The organism is Mycolicibacterium hippocampi, from assembly GCF_010723735.1.
Lineage (GTDB): Bacteria > Actinomycetota > Actinomycetes > Mycobacteriales > Mycobacteriaceae > Mycobacterium > Mycobacterium hippocampi.
In genome coordinates this window covers 1727221-1750691 of record NZ_BLLB01000002.1, presented here as the reverse complement: position 1 = coordinate 1750691, position 23471 = coordinate 1727221, and the positions used below count along the sequence as shown (strand labels likewise).

Sequence of the window (23471 nt, the reverse complement as noted above, 5' to 3'; positions counted from 1 at the left end):
CGAATCGACTGGGGGCACTGGCCGTGATCGGCAAGCAGGTTACAGAGTCGTGGTGTTCGAGTCGCCCCGTCGCCTCAGCGTTCGATGACCGATGCTGCGCGGATGACGTCCCACCACGTCACTACATGCGGCGCCCCGCTGCGGACGTCCGCCGTTAGAAGCTCCACGTCGATCGAGCCAGCCCACGTAGGGAGGGGTTCGACGAACTCAAGGTCTGCCACGAAGTAAATTTCACCGCGGGGGGCGGGGTACCCTGTCGCGGTCAAATCAGCTGCCGTCGCTGGCTGCCAGCTCATTACCTTCGCAGCGCGAGCAATGCGCACGACACCGTTCTGATTCTCGTACAACAGAAGCAGCTTGGCGCCAAGCTCTCGTCCGCCGATCTCGACGGCGCCAGCCCGATCTCCTGCGCGAATGTTGTACTGCCTGACACGTTCTATCCATCTGCGCTGCTCAGGGTTTCGGACGAAGCCGAGGAGTACATCCGTATCGGCTGGAGGTTCGTCCAGGAAGTCCGTCGTCAGAGACGACTCCAGGATGGGCTCATCAAGTCGATGTACGGTCGCGGTCCAGAAGCGATGACGCTCGTCACGCGTGACCTGACTAGCGACATGCATCAGCACATCGTTCAAAAATTTGTCGAGGGCCTGCGATGACGACGGCAGACCATCGCTCCTTGGTCTGAGCGGGAAGGCTCCGAGGCCTGGCAACACCTCTTTGAAGCCCGGGTGTCGACGGATGTCTTTGATCTCTGATCCCGGATACAGCACGTACGCTCCCGCCGTTCGCGAGATCGCGTCGCGGTACGCGTGCATCTTCAGCAGGTCGTCGCGCTTAGCACCGCCAACGGTCGCCGACTCCTCGAACTGCTCGTCCGAATCAGGGCCTGTTTTAAGCTGGGCGAGGAGATTGTCGACGCGGTACTTCGCATCGAAGTGCAGCCAGACCTCGAGCTCCTGCGCGGACACGCGCAGAGGCGTGCTGCCTTCTGGACGAATACGCACCGAGCAGTCGGGGCGCATTGCTTGACTCCATGAGCCCCGTCGATCGTCTGCCCTGGCGAAGGTTCGATTGAAGAAGATATCGACACGAAGTGGCCTGTCTCCTCGCCGGACCGACCACGACAACTTCGACGCGTCACCTGCCCGCATAGTCATTGAGATGCCATCGCCAGCGACGGTGAAGGCCCGCGCCGTCTGGTCTTCCCCGCACACGCGCCCTAGTGAATCCACCAATGCAAGAAAGCACCAGAACTCATAGAGCGTTGCGATGTTGCGTTGCGAAGCGGCGAAGACGTCCGTCATATCCCGACGATCAATGCACACGGTGGGAGCCGACTCGGTCATCGCGTAGGTCCGGAAGACTTCGCGGTAGCCCGCGCGCTTGAGTAACACCTGGTCCGACATTGGCATTCGCCGCAAGGAGCTGACGTCTTGAAAGAGCGGGTGCGCCAAGTATTCTTCGAGTTGGTCACCAACGTCAACAGCGATCTGCTCCCCGCGGCGCAGCGGTCCTGACTCGACATTCTGGGAGGCCCGCCGCAACACGTCGACCAGTTCCAAAGCGACGGCTCGCCAGCGCTCTAGAGCGAACTTGACGAACTGATTGGCTGCGTTATCGACGCTCGCCTCGGTGCGATCACGCGTCAGAACAGCAGGCAGAGAGGCGATTTGGGCCGACCCGCCTGCCCAGGGCACCCGCCGTCCGGGTGCACAAACTGCGCGGCGAAAAGCCGCCCCTGCTGGAAACGGTGATCCAATCGGGCGGATCTCTCGCTCAGACACCCAGGTGCGGTGTGGCTGTGAGGTAACCCTCGCCATCGCAGCCTCGAACAACGGGTCCCGCAGATACGCCGCGATCATCGCGAAGCGGAGGTACAGCAGTTCGGCGGGCAGCTCGCTCGGCGCAAGATCCAACATGCTTGGCGCGAATCCCTGCAACACTGCTTCAGCAGCCAATGAGCAGATGTCCATCAACATTTGGCGATATTCGGTCTCGTGATCCAGCTTGACGGCCAGAACGTCGACATCGGTCGTCCCTACTAGCTCCGTCGCGCAATCAGCAACCTGGATCCGGAGACGCCCCACGGCTTGGCCTGGGCTTAGCCGTCCTCGCTTGCAACTCGCATCATCGGGATCAAAAAGCTCGCGCGGCTCAACTCCTACATGTTCTACGTTCACGGCGGCAGGCCGTATTTCGTAGCGGTAGGTCGCAGATTCACGCAACGTGATGTCGCCGCGCGCGGAGACCGCAAAATCCTGCCGACCCGGAAGGTTAGCGACAAACAGATCACCGACGACCTGGCCGTCATCCGTCCGAAGCAGGAGCTGCATCGAGTCTTGGGGCATGGCTATTCAGCGAAGCTGACGAATTGATTCGCGCGCACAGACTCGATCATGCGGCCGATCTTGTGATGCGTGACAGGCAGCCGCGGAACCGGACCGCTCCCTTGAGCCAGGGAAGCAAGAGCAGCGAGAACCGGCTCGACTCTCCGTCGCGATCCGTGCACCTTCGGCAGAACCTTCTGCATCATTGCGAGGTCGAGTGCGGTGTCACCATCGGTGTCGCCAGTCGCTGCGAAGTACGCGCAGAACCGCAGGATCTCGTACAGCGTTCGGTGCCCAAACTCTTGATTGGCGTCAGCCAAAATCGCGTGCACCTCTCGAAGCGCCGACACAATCTCATCGCGAGCCGGATGAGGATGCTCTCGCTGCCAATCGTCGCTTTCGGCCAGCGACGCGAAGGCACGCACGCGCCGATTCTCGCCCGGCGGCGCGGCAATAGGCCGCTGAAGCTCTGCGTCGAGCTCATCGGAGGTCACCCGAAACTCGAAGGTGAATGCCCTGTCGAGAACTTTTGGCGAGAACATGTATGTGGTCTCGTCTACGTTGACGGTGCCGACAACAAAAAGGTTCCGCGGCAACGGCAGCCTCTGCGTTTCTGCGTCACGCAAAACCCACTGACCAGATGGGTCATCGACGACCAGATCCGGTAAAACCGGACGCCTCGATTCGACCCCGGACAGAAAGTCCGAGAAATACCGCTCGACGTGGGCCAAGTTCATCTCGTCCAGGATCAGCAAGTACGGGTGCTCGGGATCGTTCGCCGCGCGAAGAACAAACTCGAACGCCTCGGGAACGAACCACACCGGCGCCCCAGACGTGGACCTACGTAGGGCATCTTCGTACCCGAAGATGGATTCCGGTCCCGTCCAGTCAGGCCGCACAGGCACAACCACGTGACGATGACGTCCGTGTTCATCTGTGCCGAACCATTCACCGAGTCTCATCGCGAGCTGGGTCTTGCCCGAACCGGCGAGCCCTGTCAGGATCGCGAAAGGCTTGGCAAGCAGACTGCTTATGAAGGATCGGACGAGGTTCGAGCCTGCTGGGAAGCGGAGTCCAGAGGCCTCGACTGCGGCGCCAAAGTCACGAAACAATTCGGCGGGTGTCGGCGCCTCCAGCGATGCCGGGATGGTATGCGTAGCGACTGGGACCGAAGGTAGGTTCGCCGCAAGCTCGGGGAACCGCTGCGTCAGTTCGCTCACGAAATCTCCTTCCAACCGAACGAGATAGACCTGCTGGACAGATCCAGAGACTGTGAACGGCGAACCCTGCCTGATTCGTGCACCCTCATCGATCGCGGCAAGTGCGACTGGCTCATTGAGCTCCTGGTACTGCGTCTCGACCAGCCGGCCTGCCTCCTCCCAGGTTTGGTCGCCCAGCGGATTCGGCGCCGGCCTCGCAGCTGCGCTTACATGGCTTACGGCCCGCAACGAGCCATTGCTGTAATGCAGGACAACGTCACCTTCCCGAACCTCATCCATCGTGTCCCAGTGGTACTGCGGGCGGCCCGCCTTGTTCAGCATCGGCGCCCAAAGGAACCCACCATCGCGCTCCTTTGTGTAGCTGGCGCCTTGATTCACCCACCAGACCGAAGCCTGTCGTCCAAGAAAGCTGCCCCCCACGCCGGTGAGATCTCCGTTCCTATCGATAAGCCCGCTCTCGATGAGGAGTTCTCGGTAACGAGCCCCCTGCGATTCGAAGGTCCGGTCTGCTTGCCACTGGTCGGCGTTTGCTTGCTCAGCAAGCTCGCGCCCTAGATCGTCATTCGAAAAGCCGGCGGGCAAGTCACGAACAATGCGAAGTGCAATCCGGACGTCCTCAGCCAGCTCGGCGCTACCACCAGATAGCCGGTCACGGAGGATGCCAGCCTGGATGTCATTAACAATCCAAGGTTCGCCCGGATCCACATTCTCGGCGTACGCGATACCCGATTCGGTGAGCTTCCACCTGCGCTCGTCCTCCACCACCAGGTCGAGCATCCGCGCGAACCGGAGACAGTCGCGGGCGCGCCTCTCGGGGTTCTCGAACGGACCGTCGGACTTGAAGAGTTGAGCAGGATCGTTCCCGAGAAGTTCCTCGACAGTGGCCGAGCCAAGTTCGCGGAGTCGGCCGAGCAATAGATTGCCGTAGCTGAACTTCAGGGTAGGGATAGCCAGCACAGTCTCAGGCTAGTGGGACCAGTGCAGCCGCACCGCAGCATCCGACATCCGGCTTCTGAGACCGCGTCTGCAATTCACTCGACCCGCCGTCTCCGGCGTGACACACGCCGGCATCCAGGCTTCGGCGTGTATCAGCTCCTGCAGGTTTAAAAGTCTGTTCCGACGGCCCCCACGGTGCCAGACTGCTTGCGGACCACGACCGGCCTGCTGTTATCCCGCAGACGGCTGCGAGAAAGTGCCGTCACTAAGGCTGTTCCGGCTCGGCGATAATGAGCGAATGTCGGCGGGGCCCACAACGTGAGCACGGTTGACGCCTTCCTAGCGACATGGACACGTGCTCGGACTACCTTTGGCGAGGGTGTCCCACGCTCCGGCGAAGGATTCGACCAGAGTTCTCGATTGAATCAACTCAGATCCACCTTGGACGGAGCAGCCCCGCAACGACACTGGTCCGGCGCTGCAGCGACCCGGTATGGTGCCGTCAACTCCGAGCACCAGCGCGTGGTCGGCGAAATAGCCACCCTCGATAAGCAATTGGCCAGACAGATCGATCAGTCCGCGCAGATCGTCACTGCCGGTCGCCGTGAACTCGATTCGGTACGCCGATGGGTTCTTGCTGCCGCTGCCAGCGTGCCCGACAACCAAGCGGGCCGACACATCCTCGCCGCAATCTCAGCCCGAGGACTAGCTCAGATCAGCGACGTCATGATCCGGGCTGATGGGGAACTTGGTGTCGTTGGTGAACGAATCCGCACCATTGGAGCTCGGTATCACGAACTGGGCGCAGGTCAGAGGTTCGGCGGTATGGCCGAGGACGCTATTCAAGCCGTCGACTTCAAGCAGGCGCCACCCCTCTCCGAGTACCCGATCAATGAAGTCATCGCCGAGGCGACCGACCTCGACGGCAACCATGTCGTCCTGCGGCGCGGCTATTACGACGAGAAGAGCCAGAGAGGCTTCGGGTGGGACAAGGCGTATTGGAGGCATCACCTGGTGAATCCCAATGTGTTCACCGACCTCGTTTCACACAGTCGGCCGATCAGCAACGACGGCGGCACGCTGGTCTACGAGGTGCCCATCAACCGCGTGCACTGTTCGCGCGGATTTCTGGGGATACCTGATTGCCAGGACACTGGAGAAAGCGTCACGATGAGGATTGTGGCGAACATCAACGAGGGCAACCCCGCCGTTCCCGGCGGCGGGCAGAAGGGGGTCATTTCGATGTATCCGCTGACAGGCGGCAGCGGAGTGGTCGAAGTCCGACCAGGCTGGACGTTGACGCCACCTTGGGTGAACAACAATGTGCCCATCAACTGACACCGGAGGTGCGGAGTTCGCCGCGGAGGTACTGCGAAAGCTGCTGCAGCGCATCGAGGAAGCCAATGCCCAGGGGCAAGGCCCCTATCTTGTCTCTCATGCCTGGACCGCCGAAACCAAGCTGTACCTGGTGTACACGGCGCCGCCATCGGATCGAACTTGGGGACTGGCGCGTGACACCACCGAATCCATTATCGACCCTGGCCCTTGGCTGAATGTCGACGAGGCGGCCCGGTACTACTACCTGGTGGACTTCGAGGAGAACCAACCGTCGTCGTCGTTCCGCCACCCCAGCGATACCGACGCCATCTGGTGGTTCGGGTTTCCTCGCGACGGTCTGACCCAACACCCATCCGATTTACCCGAGGAGAACCGATACCGAGGGGCAGGATCGCCACTTCCGCCCCACACTAAGGAAGGTGCGACCCCCGCCAACCCGCGACGATATGGAAACCAGCTCGAGTAGGCCCGCGTCCCGACGCCGACGGAACGCGTCAACGGGCGTCAGCGCATTGATTCGGCTCCAGCGCTGACGTTCAGACTGCGATGAGGGCGTCAATTCGCGCGGAATCCGCGCCGCCAGCGCAGCCTGAACGTCAAGCGCCCAGCTCCGCGTAGACCGCGGCCTCGAAGCCGAGGATGGTCTCGACCATCTTGTCGTCGAAGAACGGCAGTAGCTGCGTTGCGATCACGGCGCCGATGCCCGCCTTGCGGTCGATCCAGAAGAAGCTGTTGAACAGCCCCGACCAGTCGGCTGAGCCGGCACTGCGCATGCCGGGCAGGTCTACCAGGTAGAGGTGGAACCCGAGGCCCCACCCCTGGGGGACGTCGAGCAGCTCGACCGGCCTGGTCAGCTCGGGGACGGTCGGCTTCATGTGCTTCGGTAGCGGCGCCCCGTCGAGGTGGTCCCGCAATGCGAGCTCGACAGTTTCCTCTTTGAGGATGCGCGTGCCGTCGAGCTCGCCGCCGTTGAGCCAGGCGCGCACGAATCGCCCGTAGTCGGCGATCGTCCCGTAGGACCCGTGGCCGGCGGCGTCCCACTCCGGCTGCGCCGGCAGGTCGAGGTCGGTGGGCACCAGGCCGCCATCCGACGCCCGGAAGCGGATCGGCAGCAGCCGGGCGCGCTGCGCGTCGCTCGGGTCGAACGTCGAGTCCGTCATGCCGAGCGGACCGTAGACGTGCTCGGCGAGGTAGTCGGCCAACGTCTGGCCGCTGACGGCCTCGACGACCATGCCGACCCAGTCGGTGCTGACGCCGTACTCCCAGACCGTGCCGGGATCGTGAACCAGCGGCGCGCTGATGCTCTGCTTGACGCCCTCGAGCGGGTTGGGAAAGTTCTGCCCTTCGCAGTACGCGAACAGCTTCTCGTTGAGGAAGTGGTAGCCGCAACCCGCCGTGTGGTTCATCAGCTGCCGGACGGTCGCCTGCGCCTTGGGCGCCCGCAGGACCGGCTCACGGCCTTCGAAGTGGTCAAGCACCTGGAGTTCGCCGAACTCGGGCACGATCGACGCGACGGTCGTGTCCAGGTCGACGCGGCCCTGCTCGACGAGTTGCAGCGCCGCGGTGGTCGCGACGGCCTTGGTCATCGACGCGTTGCGGAACATCGTGTCGGGCTTCGCATCTCCCGCCGCGCCTTGGTAGAGGACGCCGTCGCGGCCCACCACTGTCGCGGCGACGCCGTGCAGCGACCCGTCGGCGGTCACGCCGTTCAGCAGGTCATCGATTCGCTCGAAGGCCATCTCAAGCTCCTCTGCTCTCGGGGATACGCCATCATCGCACGGGGCAAGTGGTACCCCGACGGGAAAGCGCCGCCCATCCAGTCACATGTGCGTTCAGGGCCGACACTGCGATGGTCGGAACCGAGCGTTCAGCCGTCATCGCCTTCGCCCCTGACATCGAGGCCCTTCGGCTCTAGGTTCGAGGCCTGTCGTCGACAACCTTGTCATGTATGAGGGGACCAGGCCGGACCGAACCATTCCGCACGACGACCGGCGACGCCGTAGCCCACAGCGTCGCCGAAGTGGGCTATTGCCGACTCGGCGGTGTCGACCAGTGGGTGCTGATCCGCGGCCGCGACCTGGCCAACCCGCCGCTGATCCACCTGCACGGCGGACCGGGGTTCAGCGAGACACGCTTCTTCCGACACTTCAACTCCGAACTCGAGAATCGGTTCACCGTCGTCTACTGGGACCAGCGCGGCGCCGGCAAGTCCTTCCACCGCGACATGGCGCGTTCTTCGATGACCGTCGAGCAGTTCCTCACCGACCTCGACGAACTGGTCGACATGGTCTGCGCGCGCGTCGGTCAGGAGCAGGTCGTGCTGCACGGCCACTCGTGGGGTTCCCTGCTCGGCGTGCTGTACGCCGACCGGCATCCGGAGCGGGTCGCCGCGTACCTCGGCACCGCGCAGATCGGCGACGCGTCGGCGGCAGAGTCCGCCTCGTACGCCTGTGCAGTCGCCGCGGCCGAACGACGCGGCAACCGCATGGCACTGAATGCGTTACGCGCTATCGGTCCGCCGCCGTATCCCGCATCCAGCGTCTTCTCCGAGCGCACCTGGCTGCAGCGCCTCGACGGCCAACTGTCGCCCCAAGCGTTGTGGAAGCTGCGCGGGGCGGTGTTCGGCGGCGGTCGGGAGGCCTCGCCGCTGGATCTGGTCAACCAGATCCGCGGCTTCCGTTTCACGATGGATGCGATGTGGCGCGAAGTCTCCGCGCTGAACCTCATCACCGCCGCGCCCACGGTGCGCATGCCGGTCGTCTTCTTCCTCGGCCGGCGCGACCACTGGGTTCCGCCCGAGACCAGCGTCGCCTACATCGAGGCGTTGGCCGCACCGTCGAAGCAGCTGCTCTGGTTCGACAACTCCGGTCACGAGCCGTTCGTTGATGAACCGGCCAAGTTCAACCATCAGGTCATCGAGACGGTGCGAGCGCTCGTCGCACACTGAACGCCGGCGACGGCGACGGTGGCGCCAGCGGCCAGCGGACTCAATGCCTGTTGCCGACTATGCGGCCGGGGTTACGTCGCGGCTCGGCTTCCCCGCGTGCGCGGCCGGTCGATGGTGTTCGGGCGCCCAGCCGACGTAGGTCAGGTATACACCGATCAGCGCCGCCACCCCGCACACCGTCATCCACCATGCTGTCGCGCCGATCATGTTGTCGGCCAACGACATGAAAGCGTCGGGGAATGCCAGCAGGAACACTGCCCGCGCGACGATCAGCCAGCCCAGCGCCGAGACGATGATCGCCGCGACACCGTGCCAGTGCTGATGCAGAGCCACGATGATCAGACCGCAGATCAGGATGAATGCACCCGACACCCACGGCCACGCCGAGTTCGCCGAGAAGTCCGACAGCAGCGTGCGCATGTCCGACGCTCGCAGCACAGCCGCGACGTCGACGATCACCAAGAAAGGCCCGAGGACGCGGGCGAACAACCGCGTCCTGTCCTGGACGGGTTGTGACATGTTCATGTGTGACCTCCATCCGGACGGCTCTGCCCACCGAGTCCGGACAGTGCGTCCCGCCAGTCCCATCAGAGCACTGGATTCGGTGCCGGGTAAGGGTCGGAAGTCACAAGGTTGCCGGGCATCCGGGACGCAGAGTCTCCGTCTTACGAGTCCCGCGCAATCCACCGACCGGGTACCGCGAACGGTCCTAAACTGACGCCATGCGCGTCCAGGGTCGGGCAACGTGGGGGACTGTCGCCAGACTGGCGGGCTCCTGTCTCCTTGCCGGGCTGCTCGCGGCCGCCCTGATGTTCCCGTTGGTCGGCGGCGCGGGGTCGGTAATCCTGCGTGTATCCGACTCGGCCACTGAGGAATCCACAAAACTGCTCGAGGGTGAGGTGCCGATCGTGTCCACCATGGTGGATGCGGCGGGCAACCCCATCGCGTGGCTGTACGAGCAGCGCCGCTGGGTGGTGCCCAGCAATCGGATCGCCGACACGATGAAGCTGGCGATCATCTCGATCGAGGACAAGCGCTTCACCGAACACAACGGCGTCGACTGGCAGGGCACCCTGACCGGCCTGGCCGGGTACCTGCAGGGCGCCACGAGCACCCGCGGGGGGTCGACGATCGAGCAGCAGTACGTCAAGAACTTCAACCTCTTGGTGAAAGCACGGACGGATGCGGAGCGGCGCGCCGCGGTGGAGATCAGCCCGGCACGCAAGCTGCGCGAGATCCGGGCGGCCCTGGCCATGGACGCGGCGCTGCCCAAGGCGGAGATCCTGGCCCGCTACCTGAACCTGGTGTCGTTCGGCAACGGCGCGTTCGGCGTTCAGGACGCCGCGCGGACCTATTTCGGCGTCAACGCCGCCGAATTGAACTGGCAGCAGGCGGCGCTGTTGGCCGGGATGGTGCGCTCGCCCAGCTCGCTGGACCCGTACACCTACCCCGATGCCGCGCTGGAACGGCGCAACATAGTGCTCAATACCATGATCGAGAACCTGCCCGACAAGGCCGACGAACTCCGCGCCGCCAAGGCCCAGCCGCTGGGCGTGCTGCGGCGGCCCGACCCGCTGCCGCAGGGCTGCATCGCCGCCGGTGACCGCGCATTCTTCTGTGCCTACGCAATGCAGTACCTGGCCCGCGCGGGTCTGCGCAAGGAGGACCTCGCACGCAACGGCTACCTGATCCGCACCACCCTGGACCCGAAGGTCCAGGACAGCGTGAAGAACGCCATCGACGAAGTCGCCGACCCCACCGCCGTCGGCGTCGCCAGCGTGATGAGCGTGATCAAACCCGGCAAGGACGCCCACCGCATCCTCGCGATGGCGGACAGCCGCACCTATGGGCTGGACCTCAACGCCGGGCAGACGGTGCAACCGCAGCCCTTCGCCCTCGTCGGCGACGGTGCCGGCTCGATCTTCAAGATCTTCACGACGGCCGCGGCGCTGGAGTTGGGGTTGGGTATCAATGCCAAACTGGAGGTGCCGCAGACATTCCGAGGCACCGGCCTGGGTGACAGCACCGACCCGGGGTGCCCGCCGAAGACCTGGTGTGTGAAGAACGTGTCGGGTTTCGCCGGCCAGATGGACGTGTCCGATGCGCTGGCGAAATCACCGAATACCGCGTTCGCCAAGCTGATCTCCCAGATCGGTGTCCCCCGCGCGATGGACATGGCGGTCCGACTCGGGCTGCGGTCCTACGCCGAGCCGGGGACCGCCCGCGCGTACGATCCGGACACCAACGAGAGCATCGCCGATTGGGTCAAGCGGCAGAATCTCGGATCGTTCACGCTCGGGCCGCTGGAGCTCAACGCGCTCGAGCTGAGCAACGTCGCCGCGACGCTGGCCTCGGGTGGTGTGTGGTGCCCGCCCAGCCCGATCGACAAGGTCTTCGACCGCCACGGCCGTGAGGCGGCGCTCGACACGGCGCCCTGCGAGCAGGTCGTCCCCGAGGGGCTCGCCAACACGATGGCCAACGCGCTGGGCAAGGACCACACCAGCGGAACCGCGACGAGTGCGGCGGGTTCGGTCGGGTGGGATCTACCGATGGCGGGTAAGACCGGCACCACCGAGTCGCACCGGTCGTCGGCATTCCTCGGCTTCACAAATCAGTACGCCGCCGCGAACTACATCTTCAACGACTCCCCGACGCCGTCAGGCCTGTGCTCGTATCCGCTGCGCCAGTGCGGCGACGGAAACCTCTATGGCGGAACCGAACCGGCCCGCACCTGGTATCTGGCGATGAAGCCGATCGCCACTGACTTCGGTCCGGTGGCCATGCCCGCCACCGATCCGCGCTACGTCGACGGCGGCCCGGGGAGTGAGGTGCCCAGTGTCGTCGGGTTGAAGCTCGATGCGGCGCGGAAGAAGTTGACGGACGCCGGTTTTCAGGTCGCGGCGGAGCCGACGGCGGTGAACAGTTCCTACGCCAAGGGCACCGTAGTGGGCACGAGCCCGCGGGGTAAGACCATCCCCGGTTCGATCGTCACGATCCACACCAGCACCGGGATCGCCCCGGCGCCGGTGTACCAGCCGCCTCCCCCGAGCGCGCCGCCCCCTCCGCCGCCTCCCGGGGAGGCACCGCCCCCACCACCCCCGAACGTCTTCGAGATCCCCGGGCTGCCGCCCATTGTGCTGCCGTGGCCGGCGCCACCACCACCACCGCCACCACTGCCGCCACCGCCCCCGGCGTGACGCCCGTGACGCCCGTGGCGTTGAGACTGCGTCCTCGGCGACAAAGTGCGAGCAAGCTCCGCCGTCATCGCAGTCTGAACGCACGGCCCTATGGAAATCGCCTCGGGTGCTGGTGCGGCTGAGGCTCCCGACGATGGATGACTTCGACTGCGCAGCAGCACGATCGGGGTGGGAATGTCGGTGGGCGCGTGCACGCTTGGTCGCAACCACGACAGAAGGGTGCGGCCATGTGCTGGCAGTGCGACAATCCCGACAAGACCACCGACGACTACCTGGACGTTCTGCGGGACACCATCAAAGCCCACAGATGGGCAGTGCAGTTTCTCGAGAGTGATAAACGTCCATTCGCGTACACCATCGGTCTGCAAGAGAAGGGTCTGCCGGAGTTATTGGTGACGGGGATGCAGCCGCAGGCGGCTGTGCGGCTATTGAACGTGATCGGCGATCAGATGGTCGACGAGGGCATGGTCTTGCAACCATCCGAACACATCGACTGTGGTGGAAGGTTATGTCTCGAGGTCGTCGAAGTCGAACACCCGGACGTGCACCTGAAGTATGCCGTCAGGCTCTACCGCAGGGATTTTCGCGCACTTCAACTGGTCTGGGCTGACGACAAGGGTCGATGGCCGTGGGACCGCGGGTGGGGGCACGGCCGACGCAGGCAGCCCGTGTTTGGCATCCGCGGCTTGAAGGCGACGTAGTGCAACGTGGCTGGTTCGAGGCGCTCACAGCGCAGGGACTCACCGCGCGGGGACAGCCTCGGGAACCGGCACGATCGCACTCGCGGGCCCGACCGCGTCGAACACGCCCCGCCAGCCGCCGACCAGCTGAAGGATCGGTGTCTGCGGTGAAGCGATCAGCGCCGCCAGCGTCTCACGGCTCCGCGCCAGTCCGCCTCGCAGCCTGCCTTCGGTTCGCGCCATTTGTGCTCTCCCTTGCCCGTTGATGCCCACCCTCGCCACGGCGGCCTTCAGCAGCAAGGACGTGGTCATCCAGGGATCGACGCGCCCTGGTAGTCGCCGCAGCACGCCAACAGGCCGGTCGCCATGGGATCAACCTCACCGCTACGGGAGCCGTCCCGCGACGGACTGGTATTCCCCGCAGTCGATATCGCCGAGGGTGACGCGGAATACCTGCCCGACACACTGGCCACCCGCGGCCTCACCACCACCGACGTCGTCATCAGCAGCCTGCCGTGGGCGTCGTTCGGTACCGAGCTGCAACAGCGGCTGATCCATGCTGTCACCGCCACGCTGTCCCCCGACAGCGTCTTCGCCACTTTTTCCTATGCGCACGCACAGCAGCTGCCCCAGGCGCGACGCTTCCGCACCCTGCTGGCGGAACGGTTCGAAGAAGTGACCGTCCGCCGCACGGTGTGGTGCAACATTCCGCCTGCCTACGTCCTGCAGGCCCGGCGACCGCGGCGGCCATAGGGGGTCTGGCGCTCCCTGGCACGTCGGCGCGCCCGCGGGGACACTGGGCTGATGGATCAGCGACAGTTGGCCGACTTCCTGCGGACCCGCCGTGAAGCACTGACCCCCGAGGACGTCGGTCTGCCCCCAGGTCAACGCCGCCGCACCGTCGGGCTGCGCCGGGAAGAGGTCGCCGCGCTGGCGGTGATCTCGACGGACTACTACTGCCGGATGGAGCAGCAGCGCGGTCCGCAGCCGTCGATCGAGGTGCTCGCCTCGCTGGCGCGTGCGCTGCGGCTGACCCTGGATGAACGTGACCACCTGTTCCGGCTGGCCGGGCACAACGCGCCCGCCCGCACCCTCGTCGGCGAGCAGGTCAGCGCCGCCACCATGCGGATTCTCGACCGGCTTCAGGACACCCCGGCACAGGTGATGTCCGCGCTCGGCGAGACGCTGGTGCAGACCCCGGCCGCCAAGGCATTGCTCGGCGATCAGACCGCCTACGAGGGTTTCGCGCGTTGCGTGGCGTACCGGTGGTTCACCGACGACACCTCGCGCGGGCTCTATCCCGTCGAGGACCACGCCGCCATCGGACGCAACTACGTCGCCGCCGCCCGGATGGGCTACGCCCGCGACGGCGCCGGCTCGCGTGCTGCGCAGATCGTCGAAGAGCTGCTGAGCCGCAGCGCCGAGTTCGCCGAGCTGTGGAAGCTGCACATCGTCGGGATGGCACACGAGAACGAGAAGCGGCTGGTGCATCCGAAGCTGGGCCTGCTGGAGGTGCAGTGCCAGATCCTGCACGACCCCACCCAGCTGCACACGATGCTGGTGTTCACCGCCGAGCCCGGCACACCCAGCCACGCCAAGCTCGCCGCGCTCGGTGCCGACCCACAGGCCTACCTGCGCGACGCCCCCGTCGACGCGCACGCCTGACGTATCAGTCGAACCGGTGGTGGCCGAGCACCGACGCCAGTTGCAGCCGGGATTCGCTGTCCGAGTCCGGCACGGGGAGATAAAAGACCACGCGTTGACCGCGTCCGGCGGTCAGCACCTCGCGGTCCAGTTCGACGACGCCGACGTTCGCGCACACCACGCGGCAGCGCCGAGCGGTGCGGAGAGCCCCGGGTTCCTGCCAGAGTTCGTCGAATTCGCCGATGCCGCATAGCTTCTGCATTAGAGCTGTTGCGGTGCTGGCGTGTTGATGGCGGAGATCGGCGACGATCTCCGCGCCGATCAGTCGGTGTTCGTCGGCCGGGTAGCGCTGCCGCTCACCCGGGTCGGTGAACCACCGGTAGTAGCCGCTGCGGGCCCAGCCGGTGTGGCCGGTGTGGTCCCCGAACAGCGCCCGCGCCGGCGGGGTCTGGGCCAGGACCTCGCCGATCGGGTCGACGACGAGCGCGGCGATGTCGGTGAGGCGACCCAGCACGTGCATGACGCCCGGATCCACATGCGTGGGGCCGCCGTCGTATCCCGCCGCGCCGAACAGTTCGTCGCGCTGCTCACGGGTGAGCCGCAATGCACGCGCCAGGCTGGCCAGCGTCGTCGGTGACGGCCATGGCCCGCATCGTCGTTCCAACCGGGCGTAGTGGATGGCTGAGATCGAGGACAGCGCGGCGACCTCGTCGCGACGCAGACCGGGCGTGCGCCGTCGCCGCCCGCGTGTCAGCCCGACGTCCTCGGGTTGCAGGACGTCGCGGCGGTCGCGTAGCAGCTCCGCTACCCGGGGGCGGTCGGTCATCAACCGATCGTCCGCCGTTCGGGTGGGCGGAGGAAGGCTCCGGGGATCAACGGATCATCAGTCCCTGAATGTGGTTCCCGCACTGCGCCACAGTGGACGCCATGACACGCAAAGCGACAATGGACGTACCCGACCTGCACGGCAAGCTGGCCGTGGTCACCGGCGGAAGCGACGGCGTCGGCCTCGGTCTGGCCACGCGGCTCGCCGCCGCCGGAGCCGAACTGATCCTGCCGGTGCGCAACCCCGACAAAGGCCGGCGAGCCGTCGAGCAGATCCGGGCCACGGTGCCCGACGCGCAACTCAGCATTCGTGCGCTGGACCTTGCGTCCCTGCAGTCGGTCGCCGACCTCGCCGGGGAGCTGCTGGCCGAGGGGCGGCCCATCAACCTGTTGATCAACAATGCCGGGGTGATGAACCCACCGCGCCGGCAGACCACTATCGACGGCTTCGAACTGCAATGGGGCACCAACCATCTCGGCCACTTCGCGCTCACCGGACGGCTGATGCCGCTGTTGATGGCGGGGAGTGCGCGGGTGACCACGCAGTCGAGCATCTCGGCGCGCGGCAACGCGATCAACTGGGACGACCTGAACTTCGAGAAGTCCTATTCCGCCATGAAGGCCTACAGCCAGTCCAAGATCGCGAACCTTATGTTCGGGTTGGAGCTGGACCGCCGCAGCCAGACCGCCGGCTGGGGCATCACCAGTAACGTGTCCCATCCCGGGGTGACGGCCACCAACCTGCTGGCGGCGCAACCGCATATGGGCCGCAACAAAGACACCGCCAACGTCCGGGTGATCAGGACCCTGGCCCGGATCGGTGTCGGACCCCAGACCGTCGACCAGGGACTGCTGCCCGCGCTCTACGCCGCCACCCACCCCGACGCCGAAGGCGGCAAGTTCTATGGCCCCAGCGGATTCCAGCAGCTCAGAGGTGAACCCGCCGAGCAGGAGGTGTACCGGCCGGCCCGCTCGGTCGCCGATGCCGCCCGGTTGTGGAGCGTGTCCGAGCAACTCGTCGGCTTGCAGTACGCGCAGCGCTGACCGATATCAGTTCGGTGCGACCAGAGACGTGAGTTCAGTTCCCTCGTCGGCCAATTGGACGAGCGTGCCGTCGATGTTCCAGATGCGGTCGAGGGAATCGGGTTTCTTGGGAAGCGTCCAGAGTCGCTCGCAGGAGTGGAGGTCGTGGGCCTTCGCGAGCAGTTCCGCGTTCCGGTTGGTCACCTCGAACACCAACGTGGATCCGTCGGTGCCGAGGTAGTGGTGCATCGGGTAGTCGCAAACAGGCCCCGCCGCGGTGCCGTCGCGCATGTTGTACAGCTGCAACTCCGGGAAGGCCAGACTGTTGCCGCCATCAACCATCAGTGTGGTTCCCACGAGATGCAAAGTCCCGCCTGGGACCTCGATCAGCGGTTGCCCATGAATCGTGAACACCGTATTCCGGCCATCCGAATTCGGGCCAATGACCGGCAGATCTGCCGGACTGTTTCCGGGATTGCCGGGACCCTCGTATTCGCCGAGGCGCTTTCCGGTCTCATCGAAGAACGCGATCTCGGACGAAAGCCCGTTCGGCTCGACAACTTCCGCAGCGAATCCGCCGGTGTAGAAACTCGTTTCGCCGAGGTGAGAGGCCTCGTCGATCTCAGGTTCGATTACCTTCCCGTCCACTACCGAAAAGACGGTCGATATGTACGTCCTCGGGTTTGCCTCTAGCTGTGCTGTCAAAGTCTGTGACGACGCGCCCGGTCGTGCACGGTCCACCGTTTTTAGCAATCCATTGCCCGGCACGAACCACGTCGTTTCCGCTTGGGGGCCAATTCCGTACACGCCCTCGTCTTGTTGGGTCGCAACGGCATGGATACCGACCTGGTGAACCGACAGAACTCCGAAATTGCTCTGCAGATCGGTTGGCCCGCTGTAGTCGACTGACCCGGACCGTCCATCGATCACCCACGCGCTATCGGCAATTCCACCATCCAGGCAGAGAATGTGGGTCGGTCCGTTCAGAAAGCACTCCGGTACCTGCCTCCCCGCACCAAGGGATACGGCCGCGAATAGCGGTTGTCCGCTGTGGACGTCGACTCCCGTCAGCCACCAGTGCCTCTCGTCGCCCACGCCGCTGTCGGCGAGGAAGTATGCCCGTTCTTCGATGCTGCCGATGAATGGGCGCGGATCGACCGGGCGGTTACCGACTGCGATTCGGCTGTCGGTAGTTCGCGGCAGTCCCAAGTCAGCGACGGAGATCCGCCAGCCGGGGACCGGCGGCTCACGCATCGGCGACGAGATAACCGCATCGGGTGGCGGCTGCCAGGCCGCCCGCGCGGAGCTGAGCCGGTATGCCGGGAGCCACCAGGTCAAGGCCAGCGTCGCGGTCACCGCCACGACTACCACGATTGCACCTATTGCTAAGTGTCGACGACGGTTTCGGGTACTCGGCAATTGGACCTCAATTGCCCGGGGCCACCAGCGAGGTGAGTTCGGCTCCCTCGTTGGTCAAATGGATGATTGTGCCGTCGACTCGAAAGATTCGGTCGAGCGCTTCCGGTTGTTTCGATATCGACCACAATCTCTCGCAGGTGTTGAGGTCGCGGCCAGAAGCGAGCACGTCTCCGTTGTCGTGGTTGAACTCGAAAATCAGGGCGCTTCCGTCATGGCCGAGGTAGTGACCCATCGGAAACTCGCAGACCGGGCCTGGGGAGCCGTCGCGCATGTTGTATTGCTGCCACTCGGGAAACGCTGCACTGTCGGCCAGGTTGACCATCAGCGTGGTCTCGACGAGGTGGATCGTGCCGTCCGAGACTTCGATCAGTTTCTTGCCCTGGGCGGAATACACAACCCGCTGATCATCTGATTCTGCCGAAACGACAGGTAGATCCACAGGCTGGTCCGCGTAGACAACATGCACTCCGTTGTGCTCGCCAAGACGTCTTCCAGACTCGTCGAAGAAGACAATCCCCGAAACGGTTCCGTCAGGTTCCGCAACCTGTGCGGCGAATCCACCGGTATAGAAGCTCGTGTCTTTCAGCGCGACGTCGCTATCGATCTCCGGCTCGATCACGCGGCCGTCTACGACGGAGAAGACGGTTGAGGCATACGTGCGGGGACTGGCCTCGAGTTGCGCGGTGAGAGTCTGCGAACTCGCCCCCGGCCTTGTCTGTGGTTCGATGTTCAACCGCCCATTCCCCGGGACGAACCATGTCCTCTCGGCGTGAGAGCCGATACCGAAGACGCCTTCGTCCGAGTTAACCGCTACGGCGTAGATCCCGACTTGCTGGACCGACTGACCCCCATCGAGCGCTCGAAGATCGGTTGGGCCGCTGTATCTGACGGCGCCGGATCGTCCGTCGATCACCCATGCCGAGGGAGTCGATGAGCGATCCAAGCACAGGATGTCTGCAGGTCCGTTGAGGAAGCACTGTGGAGGACGCCCATCCGCGCTGAACGGAACGGCGTCGAACAGCGCGCGGCCATTGGACACGTCCAGCCCGACCACCCACCACTGCAGGGCGTTTCGGGATTCGCTATGGGCCAGGAAGTACGCCCTGGTTCCGATCGAACCGACGAACGGCCGCGGGCCGAAGGGGTCGTCGCTAACCGCAATACGGCTGTCATCAGCAAGAGGCAATCCAAGCGAAGCGGGGTTGGTTCGCCAACCGGGAACTGGCCTCTCGCGCATCGATGACGACAACAGCGCATCTGGCGGCGGCTGCCACGATGCCCGCGCAGCGTCGACGCGGTAGTTCGGGATCCACCACGTGATGGCCATCGTCGCAGCCACTGCTACGACAATGAAAACTGCCGCTCCGGCGAGGACTCCACGACGGCGCCGGGACTTCTTGGGCTGACGGTTCTCAGTCATCGTCTGAGCGGTAGCGGATGGCAAAGGTCTCTGCCAGCCGGGCACTTGCAGATTCGAACGTCGGCAGACCTATGGAATGTAGGAGAAATGAGCTCACCCCTACGCGATCCTGTCCGAGTCTGCGCATGAGTTCAGCGGTGACCTCATGCTGGGCTGCACGGGCCTTCTCTCTTGCGAGTAGAGCCAGTTCGACGATCTCCTCACGGAGCTGAACTTCATCCAAACTCGACACGTCGACCACATCGATGCGCTGGATGCGTCCCCCGAGCCCGGCGGATGCAGAGAGAGCCCCGGACGGACTAGTGACAGTGAAGGCGACTTCCGGATACTCCTCAGCGGATTCTGGACAGTATTCGTGATCAGCACTACACCAGCCGGTTTCATCGCTGCCGTCTGCAACCGGGGTGTAGATTTCCCCGAGGTCGAAGCCAGCACCGTCGGGCTCTATCTGCTCGTATAGCTGGTCAGCGTCGTCGCCATCCCACATACCGTCACGTTGCATCGACATAGCTTCTGCGTCTATCGACGGAGGTCATGCTTTGCACGAATGGTCGATCTCCTCCCCTGCTCTCCAGTCGGTGTTGTTGTAGTTCGCCGATGCCATCCGTAGCCGTTCCGAGAGGTCGTGGGAGACGCGCCAGAGCTTCGCATCCGCGGCATCACGAGCAGCCTCGATTGCATCGACGGCCATATTGCTGGCGGCGCACACGACGCCGTGGGTGGCCCACACGCTCGATGCCAGGTCGTTGACCGTCTCGCCGGCGACCTTCAGGTTTCCGGCAGCTGTGGTCTGCTTGGCCGCAAGTTCGTCGATGTGCTCAGTGAGTACCTTGAGGTTGTCTGCCATATTCGACACGAAGCTCTCTCCATCTCTTGCGGACGCTTTCTCACCGAGGTCTCGGCGATTCATACGGTGTGGCGGGCGGGTAAATGACCGGAGGTGGCTTGGGCAGTTCGAAGGGCTCTTTGGGATCGGTCCGCTCGGGGAGTTGTCCGGTCCGGCGCTCGTCGCCGAACGGCTCGCCACAAGCGAACTCTCCGTTCGGATCCAGAAGGTCCTGCTTGGCCGCCTCGGTGTACCTGTTCAACGGCGCGCTCATGCTGTGCGCAACCACCGTCGACTCGGCAACCAGTTTCACGATCGATGCCTGCGCCACAGCAAGCTGCGTCGACGCCACTGCTGTGTCGGAAGCGGCTTTGACGGCGGCACCGCCGGGTACGAAGTTCATCCACGCCGTCGAAGTGTCGTAGTCGGAGAGGAAGTCGATGGCGTCCTGGAGGTCCGTACGGGTTGCCTTCACCTCGGCTGCTAGTCGGCTCAGTGCCTGGCGCATTTCTTGGTCAGCCGCTGCGACTTCGAGTGTCAGGTGGCGGTGATCGTCATTCTTGTCGTCATAGGCCGTTGCCGCGGTGCCATTCCAACGGTCCTCGACCGGAGCCGCATCGATCAGCAGGTTTCCCGCCTCCTCGTAGAGATCCGCGGACTTCTTGAAAGCTTCCCCGTCCTGCGGTTCGCCCGAACCGGTCGTCGCCTTCATCCCGTGAATGGTGAGCTGCGCGGCAGCAAGTATCGGTGAGGCAGCCAGGTTGGCAACGCCGGGAGCCAGGGTGCGGTCGAGGATGCTGGGGCCTTTGTCCCAGTTGATCCCGACCACGTCGCCGTACCGGCGCAACAAGTCGAGCGCTTCCCCGAGCACACTCACGACGACGGACACCCCCTCGGCGTCCAGAATAAAACAGCGTCAGGAACCGTCAGCGCACCAATTTGGCTCCCGCGCTGCCGTTGAGACTGTGCTCTCGGCGACGAAGTGCGAGAAGGCCCCGCCGTGGATGCAGTCTCATTGGCACTTCAGAAGCCACCGCGTGACCGCACCGCACGGTCGACCCGCGCCAGGATCTGATTCCTGTTCTGCCCTTTGACCACCCGCACCACGATCCAGCGAAGGCCGGCGAGGTACTCCATCCGGATGATGTCCTTGCGGTAGGCCACCGGATCCTCGCGATGGTGCTCACCGTGGTACTCCACCGCGACCTTGATCTGCTCCCACCCCATGTCGAGGTAGTACCGCGGATACCCATCGGCGCCCAGCACCGGGATCTGGGTGGCTGGCCGCGGGTAGGCCGCGTTGATCAGCAGCATTCGTAGCCACGATTCCTTCGGCGACTCCGCCCCCGCGTCCACGAGATCGAGCATTCCGCCCACCCGCCGAAGACCCTTCACGTGCGGGTGCCGTTGCGCCAGATCCAGAACATCGTCGGCCTTGAAGTGGGTGGCCCTCGCCAGTGCGTCCAGGCGCGCCACCGCAACCCCCTCCACACCACGCCGCGCCAGGTCGAACGCCGTCCGCTCCACCGTCGTCACCGGAAGGCCGTCTCTGCAGACGATCTCGTCGTCCAGCACGGTGTCATTGCGGGTGCGCACCCCGGGCCGGCGCTCGGTGATTGGGCCAGTTCAGCTCCACCACATCGTCATCGACCCACCTCGCACCCCACAGCGCCGACGCCGTGACACCCGAGATGACCGCCCTGCGCCCCGACCACAGCCACGCCGCCACCGCCCGGTGCGGCAGCGTCAGCTCAGCCCGTTTCGCCGCATACACGTCGGGCAGCACCCGGCGATAGCTCGTCCGCAGCTCGTGGCGCGTCAGCGCCCCGAGCGCCAACGCCTCACTGCCGCGGAACACCCCTTCCATGCCGGAAGCGTGCCATTTCCAGACGACGGGCCGCTGAATCCATCCACAGCCCCCGTTGAGACTGCACTCCCGGCGACGAAGTGCGAGAAGAGCCCGCCGTCAGCGCAGTCTCAAGGAGTGGTTGCCGCGCCAGTACCGGACAGCACCACCCTCAAGTTCAGGGCAGCTGCCGTGGCAGGGCCGACGATACCGTCGACCTTCAAGCGCGGTGTGCGTCGTTGGAACTCCCTGACGGCGGCTTCGGTTAACGGGCCGTAGACGCCGTCGATCGCGAGATGCCCGGCGTACGAACGATATGCGTACTTGAGGCGGCGCTGCAGCTCGGCGACCTGTGGCCCCTCGGAGCCGCGGTGGAGCAGGATGTGCGCGTACTCGCCGACCGGCACCGGCGGTCTCGGTGTCGACGCGGGGTCCGCGATGACGCCGATCCGGGCTTGGATGTCGCTGCGCAGGATCTCCATGTCGATCGCGCCCGGATCCCACTTGCCTTGGAAGCGGCCTGCGTACTCCTTGTGCCCGATCGTCCGCGCGGAGTTCTGCGCCAAGCGGTGGTTGATCGCGGCGCAGCAGCGGACCAATGCGTCATACTGCGCGTCGGGCCAGTTCGTGCGGTGTCGCGCCGTCGGGCTGCTGCCGCTGTTCGCGCATTCGATCCCGATCATGTGCCAGTTGCCCATGTTGGTCGGCAGCCACGGGTACATACCGACGCCGGCGTGCCACGCGACCCCTGCCGCCACCACCGTCACCGTGCCGTTCCGAGCGATGTGCAGCTGCGACAGCGGCCCGGCAAGGTCCGGCCTGCCCATAGCGATGGAAGCCGCACTGGCGCTGTTGGATCCGGTGTGGTGCACCATGACGCCGCGGATGTCCTTGAAGCCGCCGTGGCCGCGGTTTCGCCAACCGGGATACTCGACGAGGCGGACACCCTCAGCGCGCAGCACGTCCGCGAGCCAGACGGGGTCGCCCCGCCACGGACCTGTCAGCGGCACGATGGATTCCCGTCACCGGCGCCGAGTGTCCACGCCCGGCCGTTGACACTGCACACAGGGCGCAGAAGTTCGAGTGACCACCGCCCTGAGCGCAGTGTCAACCGCGGCAAGCTACGACGCACCTGGAGCCGGCCACGTGTACATCGCGGTCTGCAGTTGGTCCTGGGTCAACGCAGCCACCGGCAGTCGTTCCTGGCCGCGCTGACAGCGCATGCCCTGCAACAGGATCGCGACGTAGCGCCGCCACAGGTCGACGCACACCTCGCCGGAGTACTCGCTGACCGCGCCCGCCATCAGGCCGCACAACGGCATGTCGGTCGCCGACACCTCCGGGCGCAGATACCCGTCGCGTTTGGCGCGCTCCACCACCGCCGACACCACCGGGTCGAGCCGGTCGCGGGCGGCGTCAACCCCTCCCCCGCAGTAGGTCTTGCTGAAGACGATCTCGCGCAGCCCGCGGTCGGTGGCCGTCATCTCGGTCAGCTGCATGACGAACCACGCGAACCCGTCCCAGGAGTCCTCGACCTCCAGCGCGGCCTCGGCGAGTGCGACGAGCTGGTCGAGGCCGTCCTGGAAGATCGCCTCGAACAGCGCCTCCTTGGTCGGGAACCGCCGGTACACCGTGCCGACGCCCAGGCCCGCATGGTGCGCCACCTCGTTGAGCGTGGCTTCCAGGCCCCGGGTGGCACAGAGCTCGCGGGCGGCCTCGATGATCCGCCGCCGGTTGCGCTCGGCGTCCTTGCGCAGGCCCGGCGTCTGCGACTCGCCAGCAGTCATGCCGCCGAGTGTACGGACCATCACACACAAAGTGGA

At 65.0% G+C, this 23471-nt stretch carries 21 protein-coding genes and 1 pseudogene; 8 read left to right on the top strand and 14 right to left on the bottom strand.

Annotated features, from left to right (window positions below):
• Positions 1 to 74 precede the first annotated feature (74 nt).
• Both G6N53_RS09565 and G6N53_RS09560 read right to left on the bottom strand, forming a co-directional pair.
• A complete protein-coding gene (locus tag G6N53_RS09565; RefSeq protein ID WP_163888260.1) occupies positions 75 to 2348 on the bottom strand; it encodes a DUF2357 domain-containing protein in 2274 nt (757 codons plus the stop codon).
• A 2-nt stretch (positions 2349 to 2350) separates the two neighbouring features.
• Positions 2351 to 4504, bottom strand: coding sequence for an McrB family protein (locus G6N53_RS09560; protein WP_163888259.1), 2154 nt, complete (start codon positions 4502 to 4504; stop codon positions 2351 to 2353).
• 297 nt (positions 4505 to 4801) lie between these two features.
• Here G6N53_RS09560 and G6N53_RS30165 point away from each other — a divergent pair, with 297 nt between their 5' ends.
• Positions 4802 to 5821, top strand: a complete 1020-nt coding sequence (locus G6N53_RS30165) for an EspA/EspE family type VII secretion system effector (RefSeq protein WP_237166471.1) — start codon at positions 4802 to 4804, stop codon at positions 5819 to 5821.
• Positions 5805 to 6287: a hypothetical protein gene (locus tag G6N53_RS09550; RefSeq protein ID WP_205390342.1), complete on the top strand. Its 483-nt coding sequence runs from the start codon at positions 5805 to 5807 to the stop codon at positions 6285 to 6287. The genes G6N53_RS30165 and G6N53_RS09550 overlap by 17 nt, the downstream gene beginning before the upstream one ends.
• 130 nt (positions 6288 to 6417) lie before the next feature.
• Here G6N53_RS09550 and G6N53_RS09545 read toward each other — a convergent pair whose 3' ends face one another.
• Positions 6418 to 7560 carry a serine hydrolase domain-containing protein gene (locus G6N53_RS09545; RefSeq protein ID WP_163888258.1) on the bottom strand — a complete coding sequence of 381 codons (1143 nt, stop codon included), beginning with the start codon at positions 7558 to 7560 and terminating at the stop codon, positions 6418 to 6420.
• Positions 7561 to 7769: 209 nt separating this feature from the next.
• Between G6N53_RS09545 and G6N53_RS09540 the strand changes: the two genes are divergently transcribed.
• The gene (locus G6N53_RS09540; RefSeq protein ID WP_237166470.1) at positions 7770 to 8768 is read left to right on the top strand and encodes an alpha/beta fold hydrolase; all 999 of its coding nucleotides are present in this window, start codon (positions 7770 to 7772) and stop codon (positions 8766 to 8768) included.
• A gap of 57 nt (positions 8769 to 8825) precedes the next feature.
• Here the strand turns inward: G6N53_RS09540 and G6N53_RS09535 are convergent, their stop codons facing one another.
• A complete protein-coding gene (locus tag G6N53_RS09535) occupies positions 8826 to 9293 on the bottom strand; it encodes a hypothetical protein (protein ID WP_163888256.1) in 468 nt (155 codons plus the stop codon).
• Between the two features lie 197 nt (positions 9294 to 9490).
• On the opposite strand from G6N53_RS09535, the gene ponA2 reads away from it, so the two are divergent.
• Positions 9491 to 11965 carry a transglycosylase/D,D-transpeptidase PonA2 gene (gene ponA2 / locus G6N53_RS09530; RefSeq protein ID WP_163888255.1) on the top strand — a complete coding sequence of 825 codons (2475 nt, stop codon included), beginning with the start codon at positions 9491 to 9493 and terminating at the stop codon, positions 11963 to 11965.
• Between the two features lie 227 nt (positions 11966 to 12192).
• Complete coding sequence (locus G6N53_RS09525) at positions 12193 to 12666, top strand: DUF4262 domain-containing protein (RefSeq protein WP_163888254.1); 474 nt, start codon at positions 12193 to 12195, stop codon at positions 12664 to 12666.
• A gap of 39 nt (positions 12667 to 12705) precedes the next feature.
• Here G6N53_RS09525 and G6N53_RS09520 read toward each other — a convergent pair whose 3' ends face one another.
• The gene (locus G6N53_RS09520) at positions 12706 to 12888 is read right to left on the bottom strand and encodes a hypothetical protein (RefSeq protein ID WP_163888253.1); all 183 of its coding nucleotides are present in this window, start codon (positions 12886 to 12888) and stop codon (positions 12706 to 12708) included.
• 123 nt (positions 12889 to 13011) lie between these two features.
• On the opposite strand from G6N53_RS09520, the gene G6N53_RS09515 reads away from it, so the two are divergent.
• Positions 13012 to 13398 carry a class I SAM-dependent methyltransferase gene (locus G6N53_RS09515; protein ID WP_163888252.1) on the top strand — a complete coding sequence of 129 codons (387 nt, stop codon included), beginning with the start codon at positions 13012 to 13014 and terminating at the stop codon, positions 13396 to 13398.
• A gap of 51 nt (positions 13399 to 13449) precedes the next feature.
• The gene (locus G6N53_RS09510; RefSeq protein WP_163888251.1) at positions 13450 to 14310 is read left to right on the top strand and encodes a helix-turn-helix transcriptional regulator; all 861 of its coding nucleotides are present in this window, start codon (positions 13450 to 13452) and stop codon (positions 14308 to 14310) included.
• A 4-nt stretch (positions 14311 to 14314) separates the two neighbouring features.
• Here the strand turns inward: G6N53_RS09510 and G6N53_RS09505 are convergent, their stop codons facing one another.
• Positions 14315 to 15115, bottom strand: coding sequence for a helix-turn-helix transcriptional regulator (locus tag G6N53_RS09505; RefSeq protein WP_163888250.1), 801 nt, complete (start codon positions 15113 to 15115; stop codon positions 14315 to 14317).
• A 101-nt stretch (positions 15116 to 15216) separates the two neighbouring features.
• Between G6N53_RS09505 and G6N53_RS09500 the strand changes: the two genes are divergently transcribed.
• Positions 15217 to 16158, top strand: a complete 942-nt coding sequence (locus G6N53_RS09500) for an SDR family oxidoreductase (protein WP_163888249.1) — start codon at positions 15217 to 15219, stop codon at positions 16156 to 16158.
• Positions 16159 to 16164: 6 nt separating this feature from the next.
• On the opposite strand, the gene G6N53_RS09495 is transcribed toward G6N53_RS09500, so the two are convergent.
• From G6N53_RS09495 to G6N53_RS09460, 8 genes and pseudogenes are all read right to left on the bottom strand, one after another.
• Positions 16165 to 17499, bottom strand: coding sequence for a 9-bladed beta-propeller domain-containing protein (locus G6N53_RS09495; protein WP_163888248.1), 1335 nt, complete (start codon positions 17497 to 17499; stop codon positions 16165 to 16167).
• 64 nt (positions 17500 to 17563) lie between these two features.
• Positions 17564 to 18976 carry a 9-bladed beta-propeller domain-containing protein gene (locus tag G6N53_RS09490; protein WP_205390341.1) on the bottom strand — a complete coding sequence of 471 codons (1413 nt, stop codon included), beginning with the start codon at positions 18974 to 18976 and terminating at the stop codon, positions 17564 to 17566.
• Positions 18969 to 19478: a hypothetical protein gene (locus tag G6N53_RS09485; protein WP_163888246.1), complete on the bottom strand. Its 510-nt coding sequence runs from the start codon at positions 19476 to 19478 to the stop codon at positions 18969 to 18971. The genes G6N53_RS09490 and G6N53_RS09485 overlap by 8 nt, the downstream gene beginning before the upstream one ends.
• 30 nt (positions 19479 to 19508) lie before the next feature.
• Positions 19509 to 19823 (bottom strand): ESX-1 secretion-associated protein, encoded by a 315-nt coding sequence (locus tag G6N53_RS09480; protein ID WP_163895683.1) that lies wholly within the window; start codon positions 19821 to 19823, stop codon positions 19509 to 19511.
• Positions 19824 to 19863: 40 nt separating this feature from the next.
• Positions 19864 to 20631: an EspA/EspE family type VII secretion system effector gene (locus tag G6N53_RS09475; protein WP_163888245.1), complete on the bottom strand. Its 768-nt coding sequence runs from the start codon at positions 20629 to 20631 to the stop codon at positions 19864 to 19866.
• A gap of 194 nt (positions 20632 to 20825) precedes the next feature.
• Positions 20826 to 21669 (bottom strand): annotated as a pseudogene (locus G6N53_RS09470) (hypothetical protein).
• Between the two features lie 110 nt (positions 21670 to 21779).
• A complete protein-coding gene (locus G6N53_RS09465; RefSeq protein WP_163888244.1) occupies positions 21780 to 22658 on the bottom strand; it encodes a peptidoglycan recognition protein family protein in 879 nt (292 codons plus the stop codon).
• A gap of 111 nt (positions 22659 to 22769) precedes the next feature.
• The gene (locus tag G6N53_RS09460) at positions 22770 to 23435 is read right to left on the bottom strand and encodes a TetR/AcrR family transcriptional regulator (RefSeq protein ID WP_163888243.1); all 666 of its coding nucleotides are present in this window, start codon (positions 23433 to 23435) and stop codon (positions 22770 to 22772) included.
• Between the last annotated feature and the right edge of the window lie 36 nt (positions 23436 to 23471).

What these genes read in the sequence shown, in the direction of transcription:
- G6N53_RS09565 (WP_163888260.1), bottom strand. Translation starts at nt 2,348, where the DNA reads ATGCCCCAAGACTCGATGCAGCTCCTGCTTCGGACGGATGACGGCCAG.
- G6N53_RS09550 (WP_205390342.1), top strand. Translation starts at nt 5,805, where the DNA reads ATGTGCCCATCAACTGACACCGGAGGTGCGGAGTTCGCCGCGGAGGTA.
- G6N53_RS09545 (WP_163888258.1), bottom strand. Translation starts at nt 7,560, where the DNA reads ATGGCCTTCGAGCGAATCGATGACCTGCTGAACGGCGTGACCGCCGAC.
- G6N53_RS09540 (WP_237166470.1), top strand. Translation starts at nt 7,770, where the DNA reads ATGAGGGGACCAGGCCGGACCGAACCATTCCGCACGACGACCGGCGAC.
- G6N53_RS09535 (WP_163888256.1), bottom strand. Translation starts at nt 9,293, where the DNA reads ATGAACATGTCACAACCCGTCCAGGACAGGACGCGGTTGTTCGCCCGC.
- ponA2 (WP_163888255.1), top strand. Translation starts at nt 9,491, where the DNA reads ATGCGCGTCCAGGGTCGGGCAACGTGGGGGACTGTCGCCAGACTGGCG.
- G6N53_RS09525 (WP_163888254.1), top strand. Translation starts at nt 12,193, where the DNA reads ATGTGCTGGCAGTGCGACAATCCCGACAAGACCACCGACGACTACCTG.
- G6N53_RS09520 (WP_163888253.1), bottom strand. Translation starts at nt 12,888, where the DNA reads ATGGCGCGAACCGAAGGCAGGCTGCGAGGCGGACTGGCGCGGAGCCGT.
- G6N53_RS09515 (WP_163888252.1), top strand. Translation starts at nt 13,012, where the DNA reads ATGGGATCAACCTCACCGCTACGGGAGCCGTCCCGCGACGGACTGGTA.
- G6N53_RS09510 (WP_163888251.1), top strand. Translation starts at nt 13,450, where the DNA reads ATGGATCAGCGACAGTTGGCCGACTTCCTGCGGACCCGCCGTGAAGCA.
- G6N53_RS09505 (WP_163888250.1), bottom strand. Translation starts at nt 15,115, where the DNA reads ATGACCGACCGCCCCCGGGTAGCGGAGCTGCTACGCGACCGCCGCGAC.
- G6N53_RS09500 (WP_163888249.1), top strand. Translation starts at nt 15,217, where the DNA reads ATGACACGCAAAGCGACAATGGACGTACCCGACCTGCACGGCAAGCTG.
- G6N53_RS09490 (WP_205390341.1), bottom strand. Translation starts at nt 18,976, where the DNA reads ATGACTGAGAACCGTCAGCCCAAGAAGTCCCGGCGCCGTCGTGGAGTC.
- G6N53_RS09485 (WP_163888246.1), bottom strand. Translation starts at nt 19,478, where the DNA reads ATGCAACGTGACGGTATGTGGGATGGCGACGACGCTGACCAGCTATAC.
- G6N53_RS09480 (WP_163895683.1), bottom strand. Translation starts at nt 19,823, where the DNA reads ATGGCAGACAACCTCAAGGTACTCACTGAGCACATCGACGAACTTGCG.
- G6N53_RS09460 (WP_163888243.1), bottom strand. Translation starts at nt 23,435, where the DNA reads ATGACTGCTGGCGAGTCGCAGACGCCGGGCCTGCGCAAGGACGCCGAG.